The 22651-nt window shown below is 60.5% G+C and carries 15 protein-coding genes and 6 pseudogenes; 9 read left to right on the top strand and 12 right to left on the bottom strand.

Annotated elements, in window-relative coordinates; genetic code table 11:
* Position 1: 1 nt before the first annotated feature.
* The gene (locus WS70_RS23950) at positions 2-940 is read left to right on the top strand and encodes an alpha/beta fold hydrolase (protein ID WP_059598469.1); all 939 of its coding nucleotides are present in this window, start codon (positions 2-4) and stop codon (positions 938-940) included.
* Here the strand turns inward: WS70_RS23950 and WS70_RS23945 are convergent.
* From WS70_RS23945 to WS70_RS23935, 3 genes are all read right to left on the bottom strand, one after another.
* The gene (locus tag WS70_RS23945; RefSeq protein ID WP_059473947.1) at positions 898-1455 is read right to left on the bottom strand and encodes a putative glycolipid-binding domain-containing protein; all 558 of its coding nucleotides are present in this window, start codon (positions 1453-1455) and stop codon (positions 898-900) included. The genes WS70_RS23950 and WS70_RS23945 overlap by 43 nt on opposite strands.
* Positions 1456-1671: 216 nt before the next feature.
* The gene (locus WS70_RS23940; RefSeq protein ID WP_059473946.1) at positions 1672-2547 is read right to left on the bottom strand and encodes an arylamine N-acetyltransferase family protein; all 876 of its coding nucleotides are present in this window, start codon (positions 2545-2547) and stop codon (positions 1672-1674) included.
* A 116-nt stretch (positions 2548-2663) separates the two neighbouring features.
* Positions 2664-3374 carry a hypothetical protein gene (locus WS70_RS23935; RefSeq protein WP_059598470.1) on the bottom strand — a complete coding sequence of 237 codons (711 nt, stop codon included), beginning with the start codon at positions 3372-3374 and terminating at the stop codon, positions 2664-2666.
* A 445-nt stretch (positions 3375-3819) separates the two neighbouring features.
* On the opposite strand from WS70_RS23935, the gene WS70_RS23930 reads away from it, so the two are divergent.
* The gene (locus WS70_RS23930; RefSeq protein ID WP_059598471.1) at positions 3820-4044 is read left to right on the top strand and encodes a hypothetical protein; all 225 of its coding nucleotides are present in this window, start codon (positions 3820-3822) and stop codon (positions 4042-4044) included.
* A 188-nt stretch (positions 4045-4232) separates the two neighbouring features.
* On the opposite strand, the gene WS70_RS23925 is transcribed toward WS70_RS23930, so the two are convergent.
* A complete protein-coding gene (locus WS70_RS23925; RefSeq protein ID WP_059598472.1) occupies positions 4233-5534 on the bottom strand; it encodes a cystathionine gamma-synthase family protein in 1302 nt (433 codons plus the stop codon).
* Here WS70_RS23925 and WS70_RS33700 point away from each other — a divergent pair.
* Both WS70_RS33700 and WS70_RS23915 read left to right on the top strand, forming a co-directional pair.
* Positions 5514-5710: pseudogene (locus tag WS70_RS33700) on the top strand (hypothetical protein). The gene WS70_RS23925 and the pseudogene WS70_RS33700 overlap by 21 nt on opposite strands.
* Before the next feature lie 15 nt (positions 5711-5725).
* Complete coding sequence (locus tag WS70_RS23915) at positions 5726-6205, top strand: Lrp/AsnC family transcriptional regulator (RefSeq protein WP_059474049.1); 480 nt, start codon at positions 5726-5728, stop codon at positions 6203-6205.
* A 130-nt stretch (positions 6206-6335) separates the two neighbouring features.
* Here WS70_RS23915 and WS70_RS23910 read toward each other — a convergent pair.
* Together WS70_RS23910 and WS70_RS23905 are read right to left on the bottom strand one after the other, a co-directional pair.
* Positions 6336-8036, bottom strand: a pseudogene (locus WS70_RS23910) (phage integrase family protein).
* A gap of 42 nt (positions 8037-8078) precedes the next feature.
* Positions 8079-8572, bottom strand: a pseudogene (locus WS70_RS23905) (IS5 family transposase); the annotation flags it as partial.
* Here WS70_RS23905 and WS70_RS33695 point away from each other — a divergent pair.
* Positions 8556-9124 (top strand): annotated as a pseudogene (locus tag WS70_RS33695) (UPF0149 family protein); the annotation flags it as partial. The pseudogenes WS70_RS23905 and WS70_RS33695 overlap by 17 nt on opposite strands.
* A 90-nt stretch (positions 9125-9214) precedes the next feature.
* Here WS70_RS33695 and WS70_RS23895 read toward each other — a convergent pair.
* The 6 genes from WS70_RS23895 to WS70_RS23865 all read right to left on the bottom strand — a co-directional run bounded on the left by WS70_RS23895 (position 9215) and on the right by WS70_RS23865 (position 16837).
* A complete protein-coding gene (locus WS70_RS23895; protein WP_082722452.1) occupies positions 9215-10306 on the bottom strand; it encodes a Rieske 2Fe-2S domain-containing protein in 1092 nt (363 codons plus the stop codon).
* Between the two features lie 306 nt (positions 10307-10612).
* Complete coding sequence (locus tag WS70_RS23885; protein WP_059598476.1) at positions 10613-11539, bottom strand: SAM-dependent methyltransferase; 927 nt, start codon at positions 11537-11539, stop codon at positions 10613-10615.
* 69 nt (positions 11540-11608) lie between these two features.
* Positions 11609-12940 (bottom strand): cytochrome P450, encoded by a 1332-nt coding sequence (locus tag WS70_RS23880; protein ID WP_059598477.1) that lies wholly within the window; start codon positions 12938-12940, stop codon positions 11609-11611.
* Positions 12941-12977: 37 nt separating this feature from the next.
* The gene (locus WS70_RS23875; RefSeq protein WP_159082952.1) at positions 12978-14597 is read right to left on the bottom strand and encodes a prenyltransferase/squalene oxidase repeat-containing protein; all 1620 of its coding nucleotides are present in this window, start codon (positions 14595-14597) and stop codon (positions 12978-12980) included.
* 52 nt (positions 14598-14649) lie between these two features.
* Positions 14650-15756, bottom strand: a complete 1107-nt coding sequence (locus WS70_RS23870) for a terpene synthase family protein (protein WP_159082951.1) — start codon at positions 15754-15756, stop codon at positions 14650-14652.
* Between the two features lie 103 nt (positions 15757-15859).
* The gene (locus WS70_RS23865) at positions 15860-16837 is read right to left on the bottom strand and encodes a methyltransferase domain-containing protein (RefSeq protein WP_059598488.1); all 978 of its coding nucleotides are present in this window, start codon (positions 16835-16837) and stop codon (positions 15860-15862) included.
* A gap of 899 nt (positions 16838-17736) precedes the next feature.
* On the opposite strand from WS70_RS23865, the gene dxs reads away from it, so the two are divergent.
* The 4 genes and pseudogenes from dxs to WS70_RS33390 all read left to right on the top strand — a co-directional run bounded on the left by dxs (position 17737) and on the right by WS70_RS33390 (position 22640).
* Entirely contained in the window at positions 17737-19683 is a 1947-nt protein-coding gene (dxs, locus tag WS70_RS23860; protein ID WP_059598480.1) for a 1-deoxy-D-xylulose-5-phosphate synthase, read from the top strand.
* Between the two features lie 210 nt (positions 19684-19893).
* Positions 19894-20816: pseudogene (gene ispH / locus WS70_RS23855) on the top strand (4-hydroxy-3-methylbut-2-enyl diphosphate reductase).
* A gap of 22 nt (positions 20817-20838) precedes the next feature.
* Positions 20839-22028: pseudogene (ispG, locus tag WS70_RS23850) on the top strand (flavodoxin-dependent (E)-4-hydroxy-3-methylbut-2-enyl-diphosphate synthase); the annotation flags it as partial.
* Positions 22005-22640 carry a tyrosine-type recombinase/integrase gene (locus WS70_RS33390; protein WP_236861881.1) on the top strand — a complete coding sequence of 212 codons (636 nt, stop codon included), beginning with the start codon at positions 22005-22007 and terminating at the stop codon, positions 22638-22640. The pseudogene ispG and the gene WS70_RS33390, both read left to right, overlap by 24 nt.
* Positions 22641-22651 lie beyond the last annotated feature (11 nt).

Below are 22651 nucleotides of genomic sequence, written 5' to 3'. Positions count from 1 at the left end.
GATGGCGTCCGTCCGCGACACGCTGACGGTCCGCTCGGGCGACGTGCGTCTTGCCGTCTATCTGAGCGGGCCGCGCAATGCTCCGCCCGTGATCCTGGTGCACGGCTATCCGGATTCGGCGCGCGTGTGGGAGCGCGTGCGCGAGCATCTCGACAAGCGCTTTCGCGTGATCGCGTACGACGTGCGCGGCGCGGGCGCATCGGATGCGCCGAAGCGCCGCGCCGACTACAAGCTGCCCGCGCTCGCGCAGGATCTGCTCGCCGTCGCCGACGTGACGTGCGGCAACCGGCCGTTTCACCTCGTCGGCCACGACTGGGGCTCGATTCAATGCTGGGAAGCGGCGACCGATCCGTCGATCGCGGGTCGGCTCGCGTCATACACGTCGATTTCGGGGCCGTGCCTCGATCACGTGCTTCGCGCGCCGCTCAATCTGAAGCAGACGCTGAAGTCGTGGTACATCGCGTTCTTCCATTTGCCGTTCGTCCCCGAGCTCGCGTGGCGCCTGGGCGGCGCGAAGCTGTGGCCGCTGTGGCTGCGCAGGACCGAGCGGATCGTCGTCGACGCCGATCCGGATCAATTGCGCAACGGGCTGAACGGCCTCAAGCTCTACCGCGCGAATTTCATCGAGCGCGCCCGTCGGCCGCGCGAACGCTATGCGCAGGCGCCGGTGCAGATCATCGTGCCGCGCTACGATCGGTACGTGACGCCTGCCCTCACCCGCAACCTCGACCGCTGGCTCGGCGCCCACCGGCGCGACGAGATTGCCGCGTCGCACTGGACGGTGATCCGCGACGCGGCGCTGATCGCCGCGCGGATCGGCCGGTTCGCGATCGCGCACGAGCCGAAGAAACTCACTGCTGTCGCCGCCGCAAAATCGGGCGACCGGCCACGGGCGAATCAGCGTACGTCGTCCGGCAAGCGTCTGAAGAGCATCTCGTAGTCGATCACGAGCCCGTCGCGGTCGACTTCCAGCACCGCGGTGAAGCCGCTCGCCACGCTTTCGTAGCGATACCGGCGGTCCGGCTCGACGCACCGGTACGCCTGCCGCATGCGGCTGAGTGCCAGGTCGGGAATCGACACGTAGACGACGTCGATCGTCTGCCGTTCGTCGCGCGCGAGTTCGAGGCGGCGGATCGGCAACGTATTCGTGTACGGCGTCGCGGCGATGTCGACGTCGATGCAGCCGTCGAGCCCGGTGAGCGGCTCGCCCGCCGCGTTGCGCCACCCGCCTTCGCCGTCGCCGCGCAGTTCGAGCGCGCCGCCGCCCATCATCTTGATGAGCACGTGCTTCGCGCGCCAGCGTTCGTCGCAGACGACGCGGTACGCAAGACCGTACGCGCGTCCTTCGTTGCGCCCGACGACCACGCTCTCGGCAATGCTGCCACCCGCGTGTCGCTCGAATGCCAGATGCTCGATCCCGTCGTCTTCGAGCGGCGCCCAGCGTACTTCACGCATCCGTTTCCTCCTCGGCTGTCTCCTCTCGATCGATTGCGCGGGCGTGCCTCGCCGATTGCGCAAGGTCGCCGCCGTGCACCGAATTGCATGCGATGAGCGGCGCTTGCCGCACCGGAACCTTCATTTACGCGTGCTGCACCGCCGCAATCGAAGTGGCGCATTCCACACATCGCTTTTCTTGCCGCCCGCCGCATCCGCACACCACACGGCTCCGCATTACGTCGTCCCACCGTCCTCGCGCCGCTCGGCGGCCGCGGCCGCCGCCGCTTCGGCGCGCGCCACCGCCCGCGCGTACAGCGCCGCCGCGTCGAATCCGCTCAAGTCGAGCCCGAAGCGCTCGCGCAAGCACGCCGTCCATGCATCGACATCCGACAGCCGGGTCGTTTGCGCCGCCCCCTCCGTGGTGCGCAACGTCAGCGCATCGTTGAAAAGCAGCGCGCGTGCGTCGGGCAGGATCCGGCACACGACGAGATCATGCGTGAAGAACGAATCGGGATGACTCGACGTATACCAGTTCGCGACCTCGTAATCGATCCACTCGACGGGCTTCAGCGAAAAGCGATACAGCGGCTGCCAGCCGTTCGGCGTCTCGCACTCGATTTCCAGCTCGCCCGCGACGGGCGCGTCGACGACGCGATACATGCCGTGCGGCGTCGACTGCGCGTCGTTCAGGTCGTAGCGCAGTGGCGCCGTCAGCGTCGTCGAGCCGAAACCGACGTCGGCAAACCATGTCGCGCCGTCCAAATCGATGCGCAGCAGCATGTGCGTCTGCGGGGTCGACTCTTCGGGCGGACGCTGCCAGCGCACGCGCGCGATCAGCGGCGTCACGCGAAAGCCGAGTTGCGCGAGCACCGTGTAAAAGAGCTTGTTCTGCTCGAAACAGTAACCGCCGCGTCGCTGCTCGATCAGCTTGTCGACCACCGACTCGAGGTCGAGCGCGACGCGCGCGCCGATATACGGATTGAGGTTCTCGAACGGAATCGACTGCGGGTGCAGCACCTGCAGTTGGCGAAGGACGTCGAGCGTCGGCTCCGCCGGTCCGTGATAACCGATGCGGGCGAAATAACGGGAAAGATCGACTGCGTCGCGCATGTGGACAATCCGATGGGGACGAAACGCGTCACCATAGCATTACGCGGATAACCCCGTCTGACGCAAGGCCAAGCGCGCGCCGGCCGTCGCGGCGGCGCGCGCGTCGACGAAGCGCGTTACGGCAGCAGCTTGAGCGCCGCGGATGCGACGGACGGCACCGAGATCCCATGGCTCGCCGCGAACTGCACGGCTGCGCTGAGCGTGCCGCCGATCGACTGGAACTGGTTCGGCGCGTTCTGTGCGATGTACGACGCAGCCTTCAGATTGTTCGGATCGAGACCCGCCTGCAGCAGCGACGCGGGATTCGACGCCCCCAGGCTCCCGAGCCCCGATTGCAGTTGCGAATACTGCGTGATGCCTTCGCCGAGCGACGTCAGGCCTCGGGTGAACGCCGCCTTGTCGACGCCCGCGCCCGACGCGGCGCCGTTCGCGCCGCCCGATGCGAACGCCTGCGTCAACGCCTGCGCGACTGACTGCTGCGCGCCGCCGACCTGCGACAACGCACCGGGCGTCAGCGCACTCGCGCCTCCGTTCGTCAACAGACCTGCCGCGTGCTGCGCCTGTCCGGCCGCGCCCGTGAGCCCCATCGCCGATGCAAGGCTCGCCTGTCCCGCGAGCACCTGCTGGTTCGCGCCGACGTACGACTGCAGCATTTGCGACATGCCGGATGTGCCGGACGCGCTCGCCTGCTGTGACGCACCGCCGCCGAGCAGCGACGCGCCGAGGCTTTGCAGATCGACCTGCGCGAACGCGGCCCCGCTCACGAGCACGCCGCCGGCGCAGCAGACGAGCGCCGCGCGCTTCGCGAAGCGATTGATCGTTTTCATCGAATCTCCCTGTGAATTCTGCCGTGCAGAATTGTCGAGGCGAGCGCACGACGAACGCAATCACGGATACATATCGAAACGTATTGACAGGCTTCGCGCGGATACACGTGCGGCGAGACAGGGATTCGACCGAACACGCCGAGTGGCGTGACGGGCAGGCGATCGCCGGCATTGCAATCGCACGCCGGCAGCGGGATCAACGGGCGGAATCGACACACCGTGCAAGGTGACGGCAGCCTTGTCTCGGGCGAGGCATCGCGCGCTATGAAGACAACGCTATTCAACACTTAATTAATTTCTAATACCTTCGAATGCCTTATTAATTTATTCATTAACTTCCGCCTCAAACCACTCCAATCAGGCACCATAAAAACATCAATCAGTGAATTGACCAACCGCCAAAAATTACCTAGGTTAACTACGTCAATTCCTCGAAAATTTTATTATGTATCCCTCAACAATCGATGCGGAAACCATCGCGGCAAAGCTCTACAATGAGGTCTCCCACCACCCACCCCTGTGGATGATCGATCTGTATGCGGCGACGCTCGTCCCGAAAATCGGTTTCGCGAAGACAGGAGAGGAAATCAAGCGAACGCAAAAAAACTTTCTCGAATCAAGAAATTCGATCATTGCCGCATTGGAAACGTATCGATCCCATTCCGATTGATCCGCATCGGGATCGAAAGCAATTCATCATGACCGACGGCTGGCGACGCAGCGCCGCCAGCCGCCGTTTCCGGACATGCACCGAGCAGACGTCCATATCGACCAACGCCGTCAGACCCGGCGCAGTGCTCGTTCAGGAACGCTGACTACGCCGGGCCGATCGTTCGCGGATCCGTCGCCGCTCGCGCGTTACTCGCTCGCTGCGAGGCCGGATCGGCTAAACGCGTTGTCGAGATCCGCGATCAGATCGTCCTCGTGCTCGAGGCCGATCGACACGCGAATCAACCCTTCCGACACACCCGCCGCCTTGCGCGCCTCTTGCGGAACGCCCGAATGCGTCGTCGACGCCGGATGGCAGATCAGCGACTCGGTGCCGCCGAGACTCACCGCCGACTTGAACAAATGCAGCGCGTTGATGAAGCGGAATGCTTCGGCGCGGCCGCCGTTCAGCACGAACGCGAACGTCGAGCCCGCGCCCTCGCACTGCCGCTTGTACACGGCCTGATAGGCGTCGTCGGCGATCAGCTCCGGGTGATACACGTCGACCGTCTGATATGGATTCGTTGCCAGCCACTTCGCGACCGCCGACGCCGTGCGCGCCGCCTGCTTCATCCGCAGCACGACCGTCTCCATCGATCGGATCAGCATCCACGACGAATGCGGATCGAGCTGCGAACCGAATGCGCTGCGCACCGCGCGCACCTTCGCGACGAGATCCCTGCGGCCCGTCACGCCGCCGGCGACGAGGTCGCTATGGCCGCCGACATACTTGGTCAGCGAGTACACCGACATGTCGACGCCATGCTCGCTCGGCTTCTGGAAGATCGGCCCGAGCAGCGTGTTGTCGCACACCGAAATCGGGCGATAGCCGTGACGCGTCTCGAATGCATCGAGCTCGCGGCGCATCCCGTCGAGATCGATCAGCGCGTTGGTCGGGTTCGCCGGCGTCTCGACGTAGCAAAGCCGCACCGGGCCTTGCTGCGCGGCGGCTTCGAGCGCCGCGCCGATCGACTGCGGCGACAGGCCGTCCTCGATCGGATGTGCGGTCACGCCCCATTCGCGGAAGAACTTCGCGATCAGCGTTTCGGTGCCGCCATACAGCGGCACCGATTGCACCAGTTGATCGCCGGGGCGCAGGAACGCAAGAAAGATCGCGCTGATCGCCGACATCCCGCTCGACGTGACGACGGCCGCCTCGGAGCCGTCGAGCAGCGCGAGGCGGTCCTCGACGATCTCGAGATTCGGATGATTGAAGCGGCTGTAGACAAGACCCGCCGCCTCGCCCTGCGGGAGCGGCTTGCGGCCCGACACGACGTCGAAGAAATCGGCGCCGTCCTCCGCCGAGCGGAACGCGAACGTCGACGTCAGGAACACCGGCGGCTTCACCGCACCTTCGGACAGGAACGGATCGAATCCGTACGACATCATCTGCGTTTCCGGATGCAACGGACGGCCGTCGATGTCCTTCTTGTGATAGCTCGAATACGTCATGCGGTGACTCCTATTTACGGTGGCTGCGATTCGGTCCGCCGGCGCGCGGTAAGCCGCGCGCCGCGCCTATCGCCAATCGACTCAGTGTAAGAAAGCTAGCAGGAAATATGCTTTCCATTTCATTCCTGCACGCCCCTATAATCAAAAGAATCTTTCTTTCTTCATTTCCTTCATAAAAAATGGCGATCGGCATGAAGCTGGACGAAACAGATCTGAAGATCCTGAAGATCCTGCAGGAAAACGGACGCCTCAGCAACGCGGAGTTGGCCGATCGTGTGGCGCTGTCCGCGGCGCCGTGCTGGAAGCGCCTGCGCCGGCTCGAAGCCGACGGTTTCATCTCAGGCTATCAGGCGATCCTCGATCGGCGCGCACTTGGCTACGAGATCGTCGCGTTCGTCAACATTTCGCTCGACAGCCACACCGAGAAAACCTGCCGCGCGTTCGAAGCAGGCGTAATGGCGATGCCGGAAGTGGTCGCGTGCCACAACACGACCGGACAGCACGACTATCTCGTGCAAATCGTCGCGAAGAATTTCGATACGTTCTCGAGCTTCGTATTGAATCGGCTCCGGTCGCTGCCGGGCGTCAAGGAACTGCTCAGCACGATTTCGATGCGCGAATTGAAATCGACGAGCCGGCTGCCGGCGAGTGAATTGAGGATGCCGAAGTGAGTCGGCTCAATCGAATCGATCGATCCGGCCTCAATAGTTCAGCATGCCAAAAAAATTGACGACATCATTCCAGTGGGGGAGACTTCAGAAAACGGAAAATATTGCACGCTAACATCGACCGTGGTCGATGCTACCGCCTTCCGAACGCCTGATTGATTTCTCGGGCGCGTAGGATATCGTCGCCGTGCAGGTACATTGAGGTTGTCGCGATCGAGGCATGGCGCAAATTATCGCGAGCCGTCGTCAATCCAGCGCCACGAGCGAGAGCGTGGCTGGCATGGCTATGACGCATCCAGTGGGGGCTTGCCCGCTGCAGCTTCTCAGCGAGCGCGGGATGCGCCGGCTTGATGATATCGGCGGCCTGCAGAAAGAACCGACGCATGACGTGCCACAGCCGCGCGCCGACGATACTGGCGCCGCCGTCCTCACCGAGGTTGGCCACCAATGACGTTCGGGGATTCCACTGTTCAGGCGTGACGGGCAACTGGCGCTGCACGAGACACTGATTGAGTGCGTCGCACGCGAGCGGCGGCAGTGCCACACGGGTGCGCTTGCTTCCCTTGCCGGTCACGTGGAGCCATTGATCGCCGCGCTCGTCAACGTGCACGTCGCCAAGCGTCGCCCTAACCAGTTCGTTGGCGCGTAGGCCCGTCGCGTAGCCTAAGTCGAGCAGGAAGCACAGTCGTTGTGCAGCCGGCTCCGACCAGCCGTATGACCACTCCAGACCGTCCGCGATCGTGCGTAGCAGCAACCACTCGCCTTCCGTGAAGCCACGCGTGGTATCGAGCGCCGGACGCAACGCGTGTCCGCGCACCTTGACGCCGGCGAACGGATTTGCGAGCACGTAGCGTTGCTCGATCAACCATCGAAACAGCGCGGAAAGTACGGTCAGCGCATAGGCGGACGACCGGGCCGCCAGGCCACCCGAGAACGGTCGCCATTCAACCGAATCGCGCGGCCGCGGCGGGCCGACCCACCGTTCGCGCGGCGTCGGACGCCGGATGAATGCCCGGTAGGCGATCGCGTCATCGGTCGTGAGCGACGACAACGCTCGGCCGCGCTCCACGATGGCCTAGAGGATCAGCCGTTCGGCTTCTTTACGGTATGCCCGCTGGGTTGAAGTGGTTTCGTGCAACGCAAGCCAAGCTTGGACGGCCTCATAGTCGTTGGTGCCATTGAGCGTGCAAGCCTCGCGCGGTGCGCGGAATGTCCCCGTCGATCCGTCCACTTCGTGTGGAAGGCGCAACTGTTCCCAGGGCACGATCCCGTCTGGCTGGGTGACGGAAATCAGCGCTCGGGCGCGTTCGGACAGTTGTGGATGTGCGGCAAAGAACGCTTCGACTTGGCGTGCGCCCGTAATGCCGAGGCCTTCGATCGCGGCCCACCAGCGACGCCGACGCGGGATCCGGACCGTGAGATCCGCGAGCGTGCGCAAGCCGTGTCGGCTCAACGTCTTTGCCGTGCGGGGCACGAGCCATTGATCGATGTCGTCGGTAATCTGCGGCTGCGGCACAGGCAAAACACGCAGTATCTCGATGGCACGTTCAACGGCATTCGCATGGCGCTGTCGACCGCCGGCGGTATGCCGAAACAGGGCAGCCAGGTCTGGTCGACGTCGACTTCCTGCAAATTCGATCAGCTGTCGCCGGATACGACCGATGAGTGTACGTGAGGACTGCCCGGGGATTCGGTGATCTGACAGATAACGACCAACGGCCGCACGCGAGTCCAGTCCAGCGTACCAGCCACGCAACGCAGCGAGCGAATCGGCATCCGGAAAGGCTGGTCCGATCGGCGCCTTGACGGCGGTGCGGGACTGACGCGTTTTCATGAGTCAGGTTACGAGTATAAAAAATACTAGGGCGTGTTCACGCTATCTAAGTCCATCGACAATAAGCGCGAAGCTGATGAAAGCGAGGAACATGACGTCCAGCTTGTCGAACCGGGAGAAGATCCGGCGAAAGCCTTTGAGTCGCCGGAACAGACGTTCGACCTCGTTACGGCGCTTGTACATTTCGCGGTCGTATTCCCACGACTCAAGGCGGTTGCTTTTAGATGGAACAACCGGGATGAAGCCCAGGTCGAGTGCCAACTGCCTGGTTTCATCGCCCTCGTAGGTTTTATCCATCAACAGGTGCAGCGGCCGATTGGTCGGCCCCAGGCTTTTGAGTCACTCGCGCCCCTGCGGCGCGTCACCTGCCTGGCCGGGCGACAGCGCGAACGTTATGGCTGTTCGAGCATCCGCGGCAACCATATGAATCTTGGTGGTCCATCCGGCTCAGGACTTTCCGATAGCCTAAGGTCCGTTTTTTTTAACGCACCGGTGCCGTCCGGATGAACCTTGACTGCCGTGTTGCCCAGCGAATATCTGCCGCAGATATGGAGGACGATTTCTCGTTCGAAAGTGATGGACAGGCCACTGAAATTATTGGGTTGCTCATGCGTCACTGGAACACGATCAGCACGGAGTTGCTGAAGACGCTGCATGAGCCAAATGTGTACCTGCCCGTGTTGCTCGAACGTGAAGATGGTGTTGCTCCAGCCAACGACTGGGCGCACGGATTCATGCGCGGCGTGCAGATGCGCTCCGCGAGCTGGGATGAACTGATCCACAGCGAGAACCACGGTGGACCGATCATCGCGCTCATGATGCTGCATCATGAGCGCGATCCCGACCCACAGATGAGGCCTCCGCCGATACCTGCCGAAAAGCGTGAAGAACTTCTGCAGACGATGATCGCTGGGCTGATCCACATCTACCGTTACTTCTAGTCCCATCGGCACGCGTTGGCGAGCATTTCAGGACACGCTCCTATGCGTCGTGAAAAACCGAAGATCGGTCGCAATGAGCCATGCCCATGTGGTAGTGGCCGTAAGTACAAGCATTGCTGCCTGATCAGTTCACCGACGTTTCACTGAGCAGATAGCGCAACCACGGAGACGCGCGATGCTGTCCGAATTTGAGTGGCCACCTCTGTCGGCCCAATTCGTACGCTCGACGCCCTTGCATCAAGGACATCTATTACGATCGAAAACGACGGCTGCACTTTCAGTCGTTGCATCCGACGAATCGGGGCTGGCTGGGTAGAACTGCACCATCCATCGCCGAAACGCAGCCAGTGACGCATCACTCGCCATGAACTTCGGATTCCGAATATAGGCACGATGCGCCCACACCGGAAAATCCTTGCTCGATATTAAAAGAATCCAGTAGTGCGTAGGCCACAGGATCAGGTCATATAACGGTTTTCTGATAAACGTGGGCAGAGCGTCGAACCTAGCGAATCGAATAATGTCAGTCCACCTAAATGTCCATTCATGATGCCCGGTTGGCGTGGAAAAAGCGCGCGTTTCCATTTTCATACCGAAATCGGGCACCTCGATATCGGCATGGACATGGCCAAGCCCGTAAGCGGTCAATTTCAGATGAATGAGAGTGCCACGCCAGCGACCCTTCATTTTGGAAGTGATCCAGTGATAGCCTGCGACATGATTCATCTCGACCTCGGTGAAACCGTGCAACCAGGCAAAGTGCGCGGCATCGGCGCTGTTTTCCGCAAGGTCGTGTGGAAATCCCTGCATCTCACGCTGGCTGTATTTGACCGAAGAGAAGCCTGTGGCATCGATTTCCGCGATCTCCCACTCGGGCGCGCGTCCGTCACGATCGTGCCATACCATCACCATGCCATTTCGCTCGTGCGAAATCCATTTGTGCAACGCGGCCCGAGGAGGTGCCTGCCCGTTGCAATCTCGGATACAGACGCCATTCGACGCGAACGCAAGCCCGTGAAACGGGCAAACGAGATTGTCCCCGTCAATCTTCCCTCCGTGTCCTAGGTGCGCGCCCAGATGCGGGCAATGTGGATCGATCACGCAAACTTCTTCGGCTGAGGTTCGATACACTACCAATTCGCGCCCCATGAACCGGACGGTGAGCACGGTTCCGGGTTTAAGTTCATGGCTGAAGCACACCGCAAACCACCCGTTCGGATAGGGCAAGCACTTGCGCTCGTCAACTACTGGTACAGGAAAGCTTGTTGTCCCGGCATCGCGGTTCACAACCATAGCGCTCGACGTTAGCGGCTTTATTAGCGTACTCATATCATTTTTCCAAAGTGTTTCGTAGCAACCTCCGCGGTGAGAGAGACGGTGCTCATCAGCCGCTGAGGCCGATCACCGCGTCGCTGCTGCACCGAACCACTGACGCAATCCACGCCCGCCCCATACCCGCTATGCTTCGCACGTCGACATAACACTGGCCGACTACGAATAACCGGCTCTGTCCCCCCGCCAGCACCGCAAAGTTCACAATGGCGACAACGGCGGCAAACACACGGGGAAGCATTGGTCCTGTCGATCGTGCGGGCCTGGGATCAGCCTTGCTCTCTCCCGCTGTTTCTCAGGCAGTCACATTCGACGTGCGATGAAGCTGAAGGACGACGCTTTATCCTTGAGCAGCGCATCCGAAAAACTGATCGCGATATCGTGCAGTTCTTCGAACGTCACTTTTCTCGGTGACGGAAAATACGCGTCGATATTTCGCCTGACCAAGTCATACCATTGAACGACTTCCTGGTTGGAAGGCAGAATCCGCTGATCGATAACGAAGAATCCGTGGTCTTCAAGCGTCTTTTGCAGACCCTCCGGCGTTTTTCGATATCCTGAGGCGGCCCGGTCCACCTTGTCGGGAATGAACGACTGATACGTGGCGAGATCGACTTTATAAAGGCTTTCAGAAATGATCACCGTACCGCCGGCGCGCATCCGCGCCGCCAGCAACCGCATCGTCTCCTGGAGCACTTCCGGGGTGAAATGGATGAGGCTGCCGCGCAGAATCGCCAGATCGTAGAGAATCTCGGGATGAGGCAAATCACCGATATCCTTCGCATTGCATAGGTACAGATTAACCCGTTTGCTCAAGCCAGCCTGGGAAATCATCTGACTCGCACATTCCATCTGCGCCCGGCTGACATTGACACCGTCGATGCACTGGCAATCGGGAAATCGCTCAGCCAGGAACTTCAACACCGGCCCCCAACCACAACCGATATCCAGAGCCCGGCGGACCGCTTGCCCGGATAGGTCCGCACCGGCCCGCTCGGCCAACTCGAACTGGTATTCCATATGCCGCCGCCCGGACGCATCCAGCGGCAAATCGCGCTTATCCATCTTGTTGTCAAACACGCCGTATTGATACCAGAGTTCGTTGCCGATGACCTTCTTCCATTCGTCCGGGGAATCGGCATAAACCTGCTCGATCTTGTCCTGATAGTGATCAATCGTGGCTCCGTTGATGACCTTGATCGGAACTACGCTGTCATGTCTCTGCGTCATTGCCGTTTTCTCCCGAAGCGATAGAACGTTGGCTCGCATTCGCGAACACCTCTACACCGACAGCCCCACTCATTCAAACGCGATGCGGGTGGTCCTGGGTGGGTAAGTCAGCGGAAAGAAACGATGGCGCCCTGCATCGCTGGATACCAGACGCGGCCGAACTCCCCGAGCGCTCAGGGTCAGCGCCAACGCGACCGCAAACTGGACCAGTTGCATCCATGCCGTGTGATATCCAAGGCAGCGATGCGGGCCATTTCCGAATTGCATGGTATCGATCGGCTTCAGACCTTCGTTGCGCCCCATCCAGCGCCCCGGCATGAATACGTCGGGCTGCGGATAAAGCTCGGCATTGCGCGACAGCAGCACGAGCGGAATGATGAACCGTGTGCCGGCCTCGATCGAGCGACCGCCCAGATCGATTGCCTCCTCAGTGCGGCGAAGCGCAAGCGGGAACGCAGGGTGATAGCGCAGGGTTTCCCGGAACAGTGCTTCCGCATACGGAAAACTAACCAGATTCGCAGGATTGCGCGGCACTTCGCCAATCGATTTGGCTTCAGCGCACAGCAATGCCCAATACTCGGGGTGTTGCGCAATCTTGATTACCAATTGCGCCATGGTGACCGCAGTGGTTTTGTGGGCAGCATGAATCAAAGCCCGCAGATTCGCGAGCAGACTCGCATCAGTCAGTGCGACGTTCGAGCTGACGATCGAGTGAACAAGCATGGCCAGCAGGCCGCCGGCGTCAGGCCGGGCACGCGCGTCGTCGATCAGCGTCTGCAAGTTCGCATCGATCCATGTCTGCGCATGCCTGCTGCGCCGGAATCGCGTACCTGGCAAATCCACCGGCCACGCGGATACCAGAAAATAATCGCTGTAAAAACGCGTCCATTCCGCGATGGCCTGTTCATCCACGCCGAGCATCCGGAAGATCATCGTCAACGACATGTCACTCACTTCATCGACTAGTCGAATCGGGGCGCTCACCGGCCACTGTCCAATCCTCGCGAGCATGATGTCCGCGAACAAGTCGCCCACCTTCGCCCCAGTCAGGCCTTGCGGCTGAAACGCCGGGTTGGCCCAGGCACGCGTGCTTCGATGCGAATCGCCATCCTGCGTCGCCATTGTGTCCTTGAGAGGCGGAGCCACTTCGCCCAGCAGATCCGTAAGCACGTGCTTGTTCTTGAATAACGCGAAAGCTTCGGGTTGCGTGCAGACCAGCATCCGGCCGAAAGTGCCCATTTCGAGCCAGAAATGTGTCCCGTGACGCTGCTCGGCGTACCTGAGCAGATCGGTCAAACTCGACATGACGGCCGGCAGATGACCGAGCACCGGAAAGGCTCCTGCCATGACCGGCATGCCTTGCTGCTCGCGCACACGTCGATTCAACGGATTCAGCAGCATAGGTTCCCTCGCGGCCGGAATAAGATGATCGAATGCATCAGCTCGTTTCCTGGGAAGCATGTGTCGGCCTTGCGCCGGACGCTATTTCGTCACTTTGCCGCAGCCAGCGATTAGCCACCCATAGGCCCGTCAATTCGATCACCCGAACGACACGGATCGGACAGTACAGTTGCTTGCCGATCCAAAGCGCCCGAGCCGGTGGTCTGGCGAGGGACTGGTCGATCTCTCGCATCCAGCGGAAAGCCCGCGAAATACTTTCTTGTAACACCCAGGATGACGGTTGCATTCCCGCCAGTCTGACCAACACGAGCACCGCGTAAGCGGTTTCCTCGAAAGTCGGTGCGGCGGCCCCCCAACCGCCGCACGCATCTTGTCGCATGAGTATCCCCGTCAGCGTCAGATCACGCTGTGAAAAGATATCGCCTTCGCTCAACGCCGCGACGGCATGAGACGTGGCGTAAAGCCACGATGCATGCCATTTGTCCTCGCGCCATAACCCGTCGACATGACGCCTCTGCCATAGATAGGATTCGCTGGCCCTCGCTGGTTCGCCTCTCAGACGCAGTGCATGCACCGCGTGGATTACCGTCGACAGCGACGAATTGCGCTCGTCCGGGTAGGTCATGAACAGATGACCGCGCGCAAAACGGCGAAGCGGGTCGTGCTCCAACGGAGTTCCAATGAGGGCGAGCACGGCCATCGCTACAGCGGTCGTATCACCGTCGGAGGAAAGACCAGTGGAAAAGCCCGCTCCCTGTTCCGTGATTCCATTGCGCAACATCGCCGCAGCACGTGAAACTGGCTTAGCAAGTGCTGGATGTTGAAGCAGACCGCCCATCGCCAGCGCATGCAGGATATAGGCAGATTCGAAGAGATCGAGCGGCCAGATGCATGGCACGACACCGTATGCTGTTTCGCCAGTGCCAGAAGTGGCTCTGTGCAAATAATGCGTCGCGCAGCGCAGGGAATCGCGACTGAAACACGAGTTACGCGCCGTGTTCAGCCATGCCGCAGTCGCCGACGGGCTCAACCCAAGACTTCCGTCGTCGCCGAGCATTTCCGCCGCCGGTCGATCGCCCCACGCTTCCCAGCAATGAAGCGCCGGGCTTCCAGCCTGCGTCGCACTCATTTCGCGCAGCTTGTCGCGACGAATTGCGCCCGTGGCAACCAACGTCGCGGGAAGTGTCATCCGAAGATCGAGGCCGGCTTCCTGAGCCTCTGCGCAGAGACGAGGCAGAATGAGCTCCGCTCCTATGGGCATATCGTCAGGCAATACAGACAGCCGTGACAGATCTTGTTGTGCCAGGAAGACACTTCCAGCGTTCAGCGCGGCCCCATACCGCACGTCGCAAGCGCATTCATGAAGCGCAAGCATGGCTGCAATGGTGGGTGCCAAACGATGCATCGGGTCGTCAGATTCTCCCCAGCCGCCGTCGTGCCGCTGCTTGTCGAGCAGCCAAGCGTAGGCAGCAGATGCATCACCCGGCAATTGCGCAAAGCGCAAAACCTGCGCAGTGTCATACACGGATGCGCTTATCCGCCCGCCATCCCCCATTCCGGCCAGCACCTGTCGAAGTTTCGTAAGGATCTCATCGTCGGCGACCTGCGCCGAGCTTGCGTCGATGGCGGCGCGATGACTATCGGACGTGGAATGCATGGCCATTTTCCATCCGTGCATGAAATACACCTTTCACGGCAATCTGCTCGATTCAAGCTGTTCGCCTGTCGCCAGCCTGACCAGCCGTACGTGCAGGATCGTATTCCCACCACCATTCCATCGATGGCAGCCCCCACGATTCAAAGCGTTCCTGTACGGGGGCGTTAACAAACCCGCCGCGCACGAATTCGTCGCTAATATCAAGGCCGCTCGGCGAATAACGGTAGGTGGACTGAGTCCAATGTTCACCGCCTGCGTAGTAAAGAACTTGCGATTCAATATAGGCGCGAACGGCCGGAGAAGCTGTAGCATAAACGTCGTCTCTCAGTCGCAAGAACAGGCTGAGAGCCTGAGCCCGCATCTCCAAGTAGTGATCTATGGCTTGCTCGAACGAATAATTGAATTGGCGTTGTATCACCGTAATGACATCGTGTTCCTTTTCGCCGGAGCGGCTGCGCTCCTTGACGTAGGAAAAGGGATCAGTATCCAACGCACATATAGTACCTATGATTTGAGCCAACGCATGGACCCGGCGGTCTTCGTATTCCTCCTGAGAGATATCGATGCCAGCGATGATGTGCGCCAACACCGGATAGGCCCAAGCGCCACCACCATATAAACGCATCAGGACGTAATCATTCAGGGACGGCCTGGGATTCACGGCCTTCCACATCTCTCCGATCATGTAAGTGCGTATAGCATCCACAAATCGCCCGGCATGCACCGGATTTGAATATCGATCAATCCGGCGCCTCAAATCCTGCATGGCGAGTACGTAGCGATCATCAGACATCGAGCATTCCGGTGTGTCGCATGCATGCTGGATCTCGGTGAGCTTCTTGATCAATACCGTCGGATCCCTGCTTATTGGCCCCTCGTCGCAATACTCGTCATCGAGTGTGAAGCCCCACACAACAAAATCAACCCCGACTTGGAGAAGTTCGTCGCTTCCAACGGGATAAAATAGCGCGCCGAGCTTCGCCGACAAGATCTTGCCCACGCGTTCTCGCTGAAGTTCACTATCAAACAGTTGAAATCGATCCCTGTAAGCTCGCGCCGCCACCTCAAAACGATCGGTCTCCGGATTGTCGGCATCGAAGTGTGGATGGTATCTGTACTCAAACGGTAGGGGAAATTGGGGTAGCTGCAATGCTTCCATGACTTTTCCTTGCTTTTTTCTGAGTCCGATATCGAGATGTCCAATATGCTGGCCTTACCCAATAAGGAGCGGCAGTAGTTTTCACCGACGACAGCCTGATGCGTCAATGAGTGGTTCGCCTCGCAATCACGCTGTACGTCGAAAACAGGTTCTTGATCAGCGCCACCGACACATTCACCGCCATCACGCGCAATTCCTCCAGCGGCGGCGGAATGTTGTCTTCGGTAAAGTTCGTCTCGATGTTCTTCTTGACGTCCATGAACCAACGCGCGACGTCGATGTTCTCGGGCAGCACGCGCATGTCTTCGACCTCGAAGCCGTTCTGCTCGATCACTCGCCGGAAATAGTCAGGCGTCTTCCGATGTTTGCATGCGAGCCGATCCACCTCGTCTTCGGTGTCCGACTGATATACGTCGAGCGGCACGTTGTATAAGTTGTCGGAAATGATCACCTTTGTGCCGGGCTGCACCCGGGCTGCGAGCTTCGCCATCGCCCGCTCGTACAAGTCGTTGGGAAAATGCGAGATCACGCCTCGAATGGTGACCAGATCGTAAGGATCGTCTGCATCGGGCAGCAAGTCGACATCCTGCGCATCACACAGGTAGAGATTGATGCGATCATCCAGATGCTGCTCCCGGTGGTACTTCGCGCAATATTCGAGCTGCGCCGGGCTGATGTTGATGCCGTCGAGCCTCGGGCATTTGGGAAAATGATCCGCTAGATATTTGAGTCCGAATCCCCAGCCACAGCCGACATCGAGAATGCGCCTGATGCGAGACGAACCGTGCCCATGCCGACCGAATCCGGCGATCTCCATTTGCTGATCGAAATAGCGAAGCCCCGATTCGTCGAGCGAGATCGGCGGCCTCGAACGCGGATCGTCATAGACGCCGAACTGGAACATCAAACGCTCGCCGATCGCCTTGCGCCAGTCCTCAGGACTGTCCCGATACGTATAAACGATCTTCGGCGCGTAATGATTCATCGTCGCGCCACAAAGCACGCGATAGGGCTGCGCGATACCGAGGTCGCGGGGCAATCCCGCATCCGAACGGCCCACTTCCGAAATGACCTGACTCATCGACGTTTCCTCCACCGAGTAACGGCAGGCGGGCCCATTGCGCGAAACCCGTAGTCCAAGCGCAGCCAGACCGGTTTCCTGCCTTAGGCGGGTACTAACCCATCCTTCTCCGCAAAAGTGAGGTATAAAACGCCACCCTTCGCGCGCTATATCCGGAATAGCAGTCATCTCACATGAAATCCTCTCCAGTCAATCGAGAAGGATAATTTTCGCTTGTCATATCCGGATTCAGATGTCGTTACCATCAACTCAGTCGTTTTATGTAAATTTCCCCATTTCCTCGCTCCGAATACTTATCAACTTTTAAAATTTCATCAAAAAATATCCGCACCGACCGCTCAACAAGAACGTCAACCAAGGCACTGCCCATCGCAAATAGCGACAATCGTCCCGCCGACTTTCCGATCGACTCCGCATGATGCCTGGACAAAGAATCCCCGCACCGCGCAGCATCAGTGCCGGCGTCTCCGTCCCTAGGCCAACAAACATCCTCGCTCCGCCCAGTCGGGCGGGACAATTCGTTACGGCCAATCGTGTGAACCCCCGGTTCCCATGGTGAATAAATCGAAATCGTTGTTTTCGCCCCGCCATTACAATAACATAGCAATTATTAAACTACTTAATTCATTATGGAATCGATTGGAATATGAATCCATTTTATGGGTTCGCATTTTTCCCCGACAGATACTACGATGACCAAGACCGATGATTGACGGATTCATTTATAAGATGGCAATTCTATTTTTTCAAGCACGAACTTTTAATTTTCGGCGAACACCTTAGATGCAGGAAAGATTTACTTAAGAAAATGAATTAAGCGCATCGATCAACCAATCACGCACCATCACGGGGCATATCGGGTCCGGCGGTCGATCGCGCCATACGTGGGGAAGACCATCATGCAAAGCATTCTCCAATCCGTCCGGCTACCGGACGATCTTCGCGGGCTCACGCGCGGGGCGCTATCTCAACTCACCGACGAACTGCGCGCGTTCGTACTCGACAGCGTGTCGAAAACGGGCGGTCATCTCGCCTCCAATCTCGGCAGCGTCGAATTGGCAATTGCGTTGCACTACGTGTTCAATACGCCGCACGACCGTATCGTCTGGGATGTCGGTCATCAGTCGTACCCGCACAAGATCCTCACCGGCCGCCGCGACGCGATGTCGGGTATCAGGCAACTCGGCGGCATTTCCGGCTTCCCACGTCGTTCGGAATCCGAATATGATGCGTTCGGCACTGCGCATTCGAGCACCTCGATCTCAGCGGCGCTCGGCATGGCGCATGCCGCGCGGCTGATGCGCGAGGCCCGTCATTGCGTTGCCGTGATTGGCGACGGCGCGCTGTCTGCCGGCATCGCGTTCGAGGCGATGAACAATGCCGGCATCGCACGCGATTTGCCGCTCATCGTCGTCCTCAACGACAACGACATGTCGATCTCGACGCCGGCAGGCGCGCTGCGGCATGCGCTCGGACGGCTGATCGCCGGTCGAATGTATGCGTGCGCGAAGCGGCACGCGCAGGACGTGCTGAACCTGGCGCCGCCGACACGTCAGCTTGCGAGCCGAATCGAAGCGCTGACCAAAGGCTCGATCGCTCCGGCCACGCTGTTCGAGGAATTCGGCTTCAACTATGTCGGCCCAATCGACGGACACGACGTCGGCGAATTGATCGATGCGCTGACCACGCTGAAAGGTTTGCCCGGCCCGCATCTGCTGCACGTCCTCACGCAGAAAGGGCACGGTTATCCCCGCGCCGAAGCCGATCCGATTCAGTATCACGGCCCCAGCAAATTCGATCCGACGACCGGTCTCGTCCCCGGCAAACCCGGTCGCAAGACCTATGGGCAAATATTCTGCGAATGGCTGTGCGACGAAGCGGTACGCGACGAACGTGTCGTCGCGATCACGCCGGCAATGCGCGAAGGCTCATGTCTCGTCGAGTTCGAACGGCGCTTTCCGAACCGCTATTTCGACGTCGCCATTGCCGAACAACATGCGGTGACGTTTGCGGCGGGCCTGGCCGCGGACGGCATGCGGCCCGTGGTCGCGATTTACTCGACCTTCTTGCAACGCGGCTACGACCAGTTGATTCATGACGTCGCGATACAGAATCTGCCCGTGACGTTCGCGATCGATCGGGCGGGCATCGTCGGCGGAGATGGCGCCACGCACATGGGCGCGTTCGATCTCGCGTATCTGCGCTGTATCCCGAATCTCATCGTGATGGCGCCGTCCGACGAAAACGAATGCCGGCAGATGCTGCACACCGCGCTACGTCAACCCGGACCGTGCGCGGTACGCTATCCGCGCGGCAGTGGATCGGGGGCGATGGTCGAGGCGGATCTGAGTGCGCTGCCCGTCGGGGTAGCGATGTTGCGCCGTTCGAGCAGTGCGCCGAGTGGCCGACGCATTGCCTTTTTCGCGTTCGGCACGATGGTGGCCCCCTGTCTGAGCGCGGCCGACGCACTCGACGCGACGGTAATCGACATGCGCTTCGTGAAACCGCTCGACACGATCCAGCTCTCCGAGGTCGCCTCGACGCACGACATACTGGTTACAGTCGAGGAGGGTTGCCTGCATGGCGGCGCTGGCAGCGCATGTATCGAGGCTCTGGCGAACCTGCTGATCTTTCGCCCCGTGCTGCGCCTCGGCCTGCCCGACGCGTTCGTCGAGCACGGCGATCCAGCCCAATTACTGGGTCTGCACGGTCTCGACGCACCCGGCGTTCAAACGTCGGTCGAGCGTTTCATTGCACAACTCGCCGCACATTCCGCCACCGCAACCGCGGTCGTCCCGCCATTCGACTCGATGCGCAACACCGCATCACACACACGCTCGCGATGACAACCGCTTCCGGTTCGGGCGATCGCGCCGCCCCCCATTCTCCGCAGGAGAAAACGATGACATCAGTTGAAGCCCCGCCGCGGCCATCGCTCTCACACGGCGCGCACAGGCCGCCCCAGAACCACTCGGCGCGCGCCACGCCGCCCGACAATCTCGCCGACCTTATCATTCATTTGCTTAACTAAACGATTACACCAACGGAGCATCATCATGCGCGTCATTCTTGCCCAGCCCCGTTGATTTTTCGCGGGCGGTCGTCCGCTCGATCGATACCGTCGAGCGCGCGCTCGAACGCTACGGCACGCCCGTTTATGTCAGACACGAAATCGTCCACAACCAACACGTCGTCGACGATTTGAGATCCAAAGGCGCAATCTTCGTCGAAGCGCTCGGCGAAGTCCCAGCCGGAGCCGTCACGGCATTCAGCGCGCATGGTGTGAGCCGCATGGTCGAGGCGGAGGCGCGCGAACGCGGTTGCGTGTGTTCGATGCGACCTGCCCGCTCGTTACCAAGGTTCACGAACATGGCTGTCGCTATGCCATACGAGGTTACTCAGTTATCCTGATCGGCCACGCCGGGATCCGGAAGTCGAAGGCACGCTCGGACAGATTCCGGCGCCCGTCACGCTCGTGCAAACGCGCGCCGACGTCACCCGATAGCCGTTCGCGGCCGACACTCGGCTTGCCTATGTCACGCAGACCACGCTCAGCGTCGACGACACGCGAGACATCATCGACGCGCTGCGACAACGCTATCCGCAAATCGTCGGCCCCGACACCCGTGACATTTGCTATGCGACACAGAACCGTCAAATCGCCGTGCGCGAGCTGAGCCGGCTTGTCGACGTCGTGCTCGTCGTCGGCTCATCGAACAGTTCGAACATGCAGCGTCTTCGCGAGATCGCCGAAGAGGCCTGCGCGCACAGCCATCTGATCGCCGACGGCAGCGAGCTGCGCGCTGCGTGGGTGCGTGACGCGGAAACCATCGGCATCACCGCCAGCGTGTCCACGCCCGACGCTCTGGTTCAGGACGTGCTCGCAGCGCTCGGGCGTTTGACTGCAGACATGTCGATCGACGTGCTGTCCGGCAAGCAAGAGCGTGTCGTGTTCCGCCTGCCGGAAGCGCGTAGCTGAGCGTCGTCCACTGGAGACCACCATGACGTTTCCCCTCTCCCGCCACGCCGCGCGGCAAGTTCACGTCGGCCCGGTTTGCATCGGCGGCGACGCGCCGATCGTCATTCAGGCGATGACGAACACCGACACCGCCGACCAGGTTGCCCGCCTCGCGCGCACCGGCGCCGAGTTGGTGCGCGTCGCCGTCAACGACGAAAACGCCGCCGCCCAGATACCCCGCATTCGCGAACGGCTCGATCAGCAGCGGATCGACGTCCCGCTCATCGGAGATTTTCATTTCAACGGCCGTCGGCTGCTCTCGCGCTTTCCCGATTGCGCCCAAGCGCTCGCCAAATACCGGGGCACTCCCGGCAACGTCGGCCACGGTGCCAAGCGCAGCGAACAGTTTTGCCAGTTGATCGAGATCGCCCGCCGCTACGGCAAACCCGTGCGTATCGGCGTGAACTGGGACAGCCTCGCCCCCGATCTACTCGCGCGGATGACGGACGCGAACGCCCGGCTCGCGCAGCCGTGCGACGCTTCCGCAGTGATGCGCGACGCGCTCGTCGCTTCGGTACTCGAAAATGCCGCGCACGCGATCGAGATCGGTTTACCCGCCGACCGAATCGTGTTGTCTGCGAAAGTCAGTCAGGTGCAGGATCTGATCGCCGTCTATCGCGCACTCGCCGCCCGCTGCGACTATCCGTTGCACGTCGGCCTGACCGAGGCGGGCATGGGATCGAAGGGCATCGTCGCGTTCGCGACTGCACTCGCTGTGCTGCTGCAACAAGGCATCGGGGCGACACCATCCGCATCTCGCTCACGCCCGAGCCGAACGGCGATCGCACGCGCGAGGTGCTGGTCGCCCAACAGATCCTGCAGTCGATGGGGCTGTGCGCGTTTGCGCCGGCAGTCACGTCCTGCCCCGGCTGCGGACGAACGACCAGCACCGTCTTTCAGACGCTGGCGAGCGACATCGAGCGCAGGCTGCGCGAGCAGGCGCCCGGATAGAGGCTCCGTTATCCGGGCGTCGAGCGGCTGCACGTCGCCGTCATGGGGTGTGTCGTCAATGGCCCGGGCGAAAGCCGGCTTGCGGACATCGGTATTTCGTTGCCGGGTTCCGGCGAACGTCCGGCCGCCCCGGTCTATTTCGAAGGCGAACGGAAGTTGACGCTCAGGGGCGAGACGATCGCCGACGATTTCACACAACTGGTCGAAAGCTACGTCACCCGAATCGAAATCGATGCGCTGCTTGCAGCACCCGACCGGTCCCTTTGGCGCGGTCGTCGCGACTACGCACTGCTGCTGACGATGTACAACACCGGAGCGCGCGTTTCCGAAATCATCGCGCTCCGACAGGAGCAGGTCCAGTTCAGCAGCAGCACGCTGATCAACCTGATGGGCAAGGGCCGCAAGGAACGAAGCATTCCGTTGTGGTCAAATACGGCCCAGGTATTGAAGACGTGGTTCCATGAACTGGAGAGCACCCGCACGCCGATCGCGTTTCCCGGTCATCGCGGCTGGCAACCGTCGCGCAACGGCGTCGATTACATCCTCCAGCAAGCCGTCAATCAGGCTGGCTTGAAATGCCCGAGCCTGATTGGCAAACGCATTTCGCCGCATGTCGTCCGGCACTCGACGGCCATGCATCTGCTGCAATCGGGCGTCGACATCAGTCTCATCGCTCTCTGGCTCGGGCACGAAAGCATCGAAACGACTCACGTCTACATCGACGCTGATCTGGCGACAAAGCAGCGGGCACTCGAGAAACTGGCGCCAACGGAAGCCGCCTCGTTCCGGTTCAAGCCTTCCGATAGCGTGCTCGCCTTCCTCCAACAGCTCTGATTATCTACAGT

Origin of the sequence: Burkholderia mayonis, from assembly GCF_001523745.2 — a bacterium.
Taxonomy (GTDB): domain Bacteria; phylum Pseudomonadota; class Gammaproteobacteria; order Burkholderiales; family Burkholderiaceae; genus Burkholderia; species Burkholderia mayonis.
This window is presented reverse-complemented; position numbering and strand designations above follow the sequence as displayed.

Bases quoted from the DNA above. Each gene is read 5' to 3' on its own strand.
- WS70_RS23950 (WP_059598469.1), top strand. From the start codon at position 2: ATGGCGTCCGTCCGCGACACGCTGACGGTCCGCTCGGGCGACGTGCGT.
- WS70_RS23945 (WP_059473947.1), bottom strand. From the start codon at position 1,455: ATGCGTGAAGTACGCTGGGCGCCGCTCGAAGACGACGGGATCGAGCAT.
- WS70_RS23940 (WP_059473946.1), bottom strand. From the start codon at position 2,547: ATGCGCGACGCAGTCGATCTTTCCCGTTATTTCGCCCGCATCGGTTAT.
- WS70_RS23935 (WP_059598470.1), bottom strand. From the start codon at position 3,374: ATGAAAACGATCAATCGCTTCGCGAAGCGCGCGGCGCTCGTCTGCTGC.
- WS70_RS23930 (WP_059598471.1), top strand. From the start codon at position 3,820: ATGTATCCCTCAACAATCGATGCGGAAACCATCGCGGCAAAGCTCTAC.
- WS70_RS23925 (WP_059598472.1), bottom strand. From the start codon at position 5,534: ATGACGTATTCGAGCTATCACAAGAAGGACATCGACGGCCGTCCGTTG.
- WS70_RS23915 (WP_059474049.1), top strand. From the start codon at position 5,726: ATGAAGCTGGACGAAACAGATCTGAAGATCCTGAAGATCCTGCAGGAA.
- WS70_RS23895 (WP_082722452.1), bottom strand. From the start codon at position 10,306: ATGAGTACGCTAATAAAGCCGCTAACGTCGAGCGCTATGGTTGTGAAC.
- WS70_RS23885 (WP_059598476.1), bottom strand. From the start codon at position 11,539: ATGACGCAGAGACATGACAGCGTAGTTCCGATCAAGGTCATCAACGGA.
- WS70_RS23880 (WP_059598477.1), bottom strand. From the start codon at position 12,940: ATGCTGCTGAATCCGTTGAATCGACGTGTGCGCGAGCAGCAAGGCATG.
- WS70_RS23875 (WP_159082952.1), bottom strand. From the start codon at position 14,597: ATGCATTCCACGTCCGATAGTCATCGCGCCGCCATCGACGCAAGCTCG.
- WS70_RS23870 (WP_159082951.1), bottom strand. From the start codon at position 15,756: ATGGAAGCATTGCAGCTACCCCAATTTCCCCTACCGTTTGAGTACAGA.
- WS70_RS23865 (WP_059598488.1), bottom strand. From the start codon at position 16,837: ATGAGTCAGGTCATTTCGGAAGTGGGCCGTTCGGATGCGGGATTGCCC.
- dxs (WP_059598480.1), top strand. From the start codon at position 17,737: ATGCAAAGCATTCTCCAATCCGTCCGGCTACCGGACGATCTTCGCGGG.